The organism is Actinokineospora sp. (assembly GCF_050699995.1).
Taxonomy (GTDB): Bacteria; Actinomycetota; Actinomycetes; order Mycobacteriales; family Pseudonocardiaceae; genus Actinokineospora.
Map to the genome: position 1 here is coordinate 1 of NZ_JBOHGC010000036.1, position 4,196 is coordinate 4,196.

At 68.3% G+C, this 4,196-nt stretch carries 5 protein-coding genes and 1 pseudogene; 1 reads left to right on the forward strand and 5 read right to left on the reverse strand.

Annotated features, from left to right (window positions below):
- Positions 1-18: 18 nt before the first annotated feature.
- Complete coding sequence (locus tag ACRDSQ_RS02335; RefSeq protein ID WP_431418332.1) at positions 19-486, reverse strand: DUF1772 domain-containing protein; 468 nt, start codon at positions 484-486, stop codon at positions 19-21.
- 162 nt (positions 487-648) lie between these two features.
- Here ACRDSQ_RS02335 and ACRDSQ_RS02340 point away from each other — a divergent pair, with 162 nt between their 5' ends.
- Complete coding sequence (locus ACRDSQ_RS02340) at positions 649-1,632, forward strand: AraC family transcriptional regulator (RefSeq protein ID WP_431418333.1); 984 nt, start codon at positions 649-651, stop codon at positions 1,630-1,632.
- Positions 1,633-1,660: 28 nt separating this feature from the next.
- Here ACRDSQ_RS02340 and ACRDSQ_RS02345 read toward each other — a convergent pair whose 3' ends face one another.
- The 4 genes and pseudogenes from ACRDSQ_RS02345 to ACRDSQ_RS02360 form a co-directional block, all read right to left on the reverse strand.
- Positions 1,661-2,197: a DUF1772 domain-containing protein gene (locus ACRDSQ_RS02345; protein ID WP_431418335.1), complete on the reverse strand. Its 537-nt coding sequence runs from the start codon at positions 2,195-2,197 to the stop codon at positions 1,661-1,663.
- Between the two features lie 280 nt (positions 2,198-2,477).
- Positions 2,478-2,885 (reverse strand): annotated as a pseudogene (locus tag ACRDSQ_RS02350) (hemerythrin domain-containing protein); the annotation flags it as partial.
- Positions 2,886-2,918: 33 nt separating this feature from the next.
- Entirely contained in the window at positions 2,919-3,755 is an 837-nt protein-coding gene (locus ACRDSQ_RS02355; RefSeq protein ID WP_431418337.1) for an NAD(P)H-binding protein, read from the reverse strand.
- Positions 3,756-3,824: 69 nt separating this feature from the next.
- Positions 3,825-4,196, reverse strand: a 372-nt coding sequence (locus ACRDSQ_RS02360) for a CAP domain-containing protein (RefSeq protein WP_431418338.1), incomplete at its 5' end; no start/stop codon positions are given.

A 4,196-nucleotide genomic window follows, 5' to 3' on the forward strand; every position in this document is an offset into this window, starting at 1 on the left:
GGGCGGGCCAGGCTCGCTCTAGCTCTGCAGGGACAGGCAGAGGAACACGAAACCGGCGGTCGCGGCGACCATGCGCACATGGTTCCACCGCACCCACGGCCCCTCGAACGCCTTGCGCGCCTGGGCGACGTCGGCCCGCGCGACCGGACCCGCGGCGTCGAGCCGGTTGTTGAGCGGAATGTTGACGGCAAAGGTGATCACCAGCGACACCAGGAACAACGCCGCCCCGACCATGGCACGCACGTTGGTCCCGCTCGCGTCCATCAGGTCGATCACGATCACCGCGGCGGAGCTGAGCAGCGCCCCCATGAACACCAGACCGAACAGTCCATTTTGGATGCGGCGGTTGATCCGCCGCATCACGTCCACGAACACCCGGTCCTCGACGTCGTCGAGGCCGAGCATCACCGAGCAGGAAAAAGCGAAGAACAGACCCGCGATCAACCCCGACGTGATCGTCGCGAGCACCAGCACCACCTGGGACATCGGCCACCTTCCGCAGACCGGGACATCCGATCGGACACCGCGGGTGAAACCTACTGGGCGAGACCGTCAAGATCGATGTCGCCCATTCGGCGGATGCAAGATCACCGAGACGATTCATGCATTCTTCACCCATGAGCATGTGCATTCGTCTACATTAGGGACATGAGCACGCTGGCGGACGACACGTTGACCGGTCTGCTGGACGGACCGAGAGCCCGCGGAGCCTTCCTGCTCCGCTCCATCCTCAACCCCCCGTGGTCCATGCGCATCGAGGACCGCGCCCCGTTGTCGTTGGTCACCATGGCCCACGGGCACGCCTGGATCGTCCCCGACGGCGGCGACCCGGTGGCGCTGCACCCCGGCGAGGTGGCGATCATGCGAGGCCCGACGCCCTACACGATCGCCGACCACCCGGACACGCCGCCGCAGGTGATCATCCACCCCGGCCAGCGCTGCGCGACCATCGACGGCCACGACATCGGCAGCTCCCGCGATCTGGGGGTCCGCACCTGGGGTGAGGACCCCACCGGCTCCGCGGTCATGCTCAGCGGCACCTACCAGATGCAACGAGAAATCGGCCAACACCTCTTCGGCGCCCTTCCGCCGGTCTTGGTCCGCCCCATCGACGCGGGCGACAGCGCCCTGGTGTCGTTGCTGGAAGCCGAGATGCTGCGGCAGGAGCCGGGCCAGGAACTGGTCCTGGACCGCATTCTGGACCTCGTCCTGGTCAGCGTCCTGCGCGCCTGGCTGGCCAGCCCCGGCGTCGGCGCCCCCGCTTGGTACCGGGCGCAACACGACGAGGTAGTGGGCGCCGCCCTCAAACTCCTGCACGCCGAGCCCGCGTATGGCTGGACAGTGGCCAATCTGGCCACCCGCGTAGGCGTGTCCCGAGCGGCCTTGGCACGACGCTTCACGTCACTGGTGGGCGAACCTCCGATGAACTACCTGACGAGCCTCCGCTTGGCCCTGGCGGCTGACTTGCTGCGCGAAACGGAAACCACAATCGGCTCCGTGGCAAGGAAAGTCGGCTACAGCAGCGCCTTCGCCCTCAGTGCCGCCTTCAAACGCGTAAGAGGCCTGTCACCCCAGGAATACATCCGACAGGCGGCAAACAACCCCGGCGTCCCCGTGGCAGCCGTCTCCTGAAGGAGTTCGAGCGAAGCAGATGACAGAATCAGGAGGGCAGTGTCACCCGGTGTGGCAGCCACAGCGCCCGACCCAAACACCCAAGCGCCAACACGCAAGCCACCGTCCGCACCAGGTGCGCCGAGTTCCACGGCCCCTCGAAAGCAGCCCGAACCGCCGCGAGATCAGCGGTCGACGCCGGTGCCCCAGCCGCTTCGAGGTCCTGGTTCAGCGGCACGTTCACTCCCATCGTGATCGCCACCGCGACCACGTACAGCAGCAACGAAGCCAGCACCCACCGAGCGGCCGCCCGACGCCCCAGCCGGTGTTCCATGATCGCCGCCGCGCCCGTGAACACGAACGAGCCGAGGAACGCCGAACCGAACGCGCCGTTCTCGATCGCCCGGTTGATGTTCTGCATGGTGTCGACGAACGTGCGGTCGTCCGTCTTGGCCAGCGCGGGCATCACCGAGATCGCGAAGGCGTAGAACACCCCCGCGATCAGCCCCACCGTCATCGTGGCCAGCCACAACACCGGTCCGGCCAAGCGGCGCTTCGTCGAAGGCGTGTCTCTGGTCTGGGTCATCGTCTCTCCGTTTTCGTCCGCGTCGTCCAGTCAGGCGTGAGCGGGCGACAGGTCGCGGGTCGCTCCCTCCGCGACCGTATATCCGTTGTGCAGCAACCCAAAGCGGTCGCACACTTGCCGGACGGTGCAGCAGCGCCACGGCGAGAACCTCGGCGGCGCGGTCGAGCATCCACGGCGGCAGGAACGCCATGACCGACATCGGCGCACTGGCGATCACCCGCCGCTCGATCGCCAGGTACTCCCGTTCCGTCAGGTCCTCGCAGAAAGCGCTCAGCACGACCGCTTCCTCGTCCCGCAGGTGCTGGTGCACGACCGTGTCGAAGCGTCGCGCGGCGGCGGCCAGGTCGGCCTGGCGGCCGGGGACCAGCGCTCGCGTGACCGCTTCCATCGCCTCGTCGAGCGCGGCGTGGTCGGCGTGCATCGCCTTCTCGCGTTCGGCGAAGGTGGGCGTCTTGGCCCGCAGCGCGGGCCACAGGATGTCGTCCTCGGTGTGGTGGCGCCAGTCGATGACGGCACGAACCTGCCGCCACCACCCCGCGATCCGGTCGACCTGGTCGTCGCGCACGCCCGACGCGCCCGCGACGAGCCTGCGCGCGTCGCGGCGCATCGCCACGTGCATCAGGGCAAATCCGTGGATGTGCCGTGGAATGGCGCTCAGACCGTGCTCTGTGGACAGTTGCGTGCGCATGGCTTCACCCTCCTCATGGGGATCACCTGGCAGTCAGTCGACGCTCCACACACCACTGGCCGCGGCATCGCGGGCGTAGTCGGCGAAGTCCTTGGGCTCGCGGCCGAGCGCGCGACGCACCCCGTTGGTGAGGTTGGCGTTGCGGCCGTCGAGGATCTGGGTGAAGAGTTCGACGAACTCCTCCGGCATGCCGTGCTCACGCAGCGCGGCGGCGTACTGCTCCGGGGTGAGCGGGATGTAGGCGACGTCCTGGCCGGTGGCCTTGGAGATCTCGGTCGCCACGTCGTGGAAGCTGAGCAGCCGAGGGCCGGTGAGCTCGTAGATCTCGCTGTCGTGTCCGTCCTCGGTCAGCGCGGCGACCGCGACATCGGCGATGTCGTCGGCGTCGACGAACGGCTCGACCGCGTCGCCGGCGGGCAGTGCGATCTCGCCCGCCCGGACGGATTCCAGGAGGAAGTTCTCGCTGAAGTTCTGGTTGAACCAGCTGCAGCGCACGATCGTCCACTTGAGACCGGCTGCCTGCACGATCCGCTCGCACACCTCGGCCGCCTCCTCGCCGCGGCCCGAGAGCAGCACGAGCTTCTCGACGCCGGCGGCCTTGGCGAGCTCGCTTACCCGGGTGATCGCCTCAGGGGCGCCCGGGAAGGCGAGGTCAGGCTGGTAGGCGATGTAGGCGGCGCGGGTGCCCGCGAGGGCTGCGGCCCAGCCGGACTCGTCGGTCCAGTCGAAAGTCGGTGTGGTGGAACGAGAAGCGACGCGAACCGGCACCCCACGCTCGGTCAGTCGATCAGCGATCCGGCGACCGGTCTTGCCGGTGCCGCCGATCACCAGAATCGGCTTCGAGTCCTGTACTTGCGTTTGCTCTCCCATGTACCCAAGTACACCGGGTCGAGCTGAGACGAGCCATAGCCGAGAAGCTCAACCGCATATGCGATCGTCTCACCTTCCGTCGCGGCCGAAGATCACCGCCCAGTAGTAGCCACACGGCCCGCCCTCGGCCCGGCCGACGCCGATGGCGTCCACCTCGCACGACAGTCCGACCGCGTCCCCGTCCGCGAGGGACTTCACGACGTCGGCGGCCTTTTCGCTGTACGCCGCGACAAATCCGCCGCGCATCCCGCGGTAGCCGGTGGCGGCGACCCGGTCCTGCAGGGTGGTCCCGTCCGGCCCGGTCATCCCGATGTACTCGCCGCGCATCATGTCGTCGCTGTGGGCGCGGGCCGCGGTCATCAGCCGCGGCGCCGCGTGCAGCGGGCCACAGCCCTCCGCGGTGCGACGGTTGTTCAGCGCCACGATCAGCCGGTCCGCCTC

What these genes read in the sequence shown, in the direction of transcription:
- ACRDSQ_RS02335 (WP_431418332.1), bottom strand. Translation starts at nt 486, where the DNA reads ATGTCCCAGGTGGTGCTGGTGCTCGCGACGATCACGTCGGGGTTGATC.
- ACRDSQ_RS02340 (WP_431418333.1), top strand. Translation starts at nt 649, where the DNA reads ATGAGCACGCTGGCGGACGACACGTTGACCGGTCTGCTGGACGGACCG.
- ACRDSQ_RS02345 (WP_431418335.1), bottom strand. Translation starts at nt 2,197, where the DNA reads ATGACCCAGACCAGAGACACGCCTTCGACGAAGCGCCGCTTGGCCGGA.
- ACRDSQ_RS02355 (WP_431418337.1), bottom strand. Translation starts at nt 3,755, where the DNA reads ATGGGAGAGCAAACGCAAGTACAGGACTCGAAGCCGATTCTGGTGATC.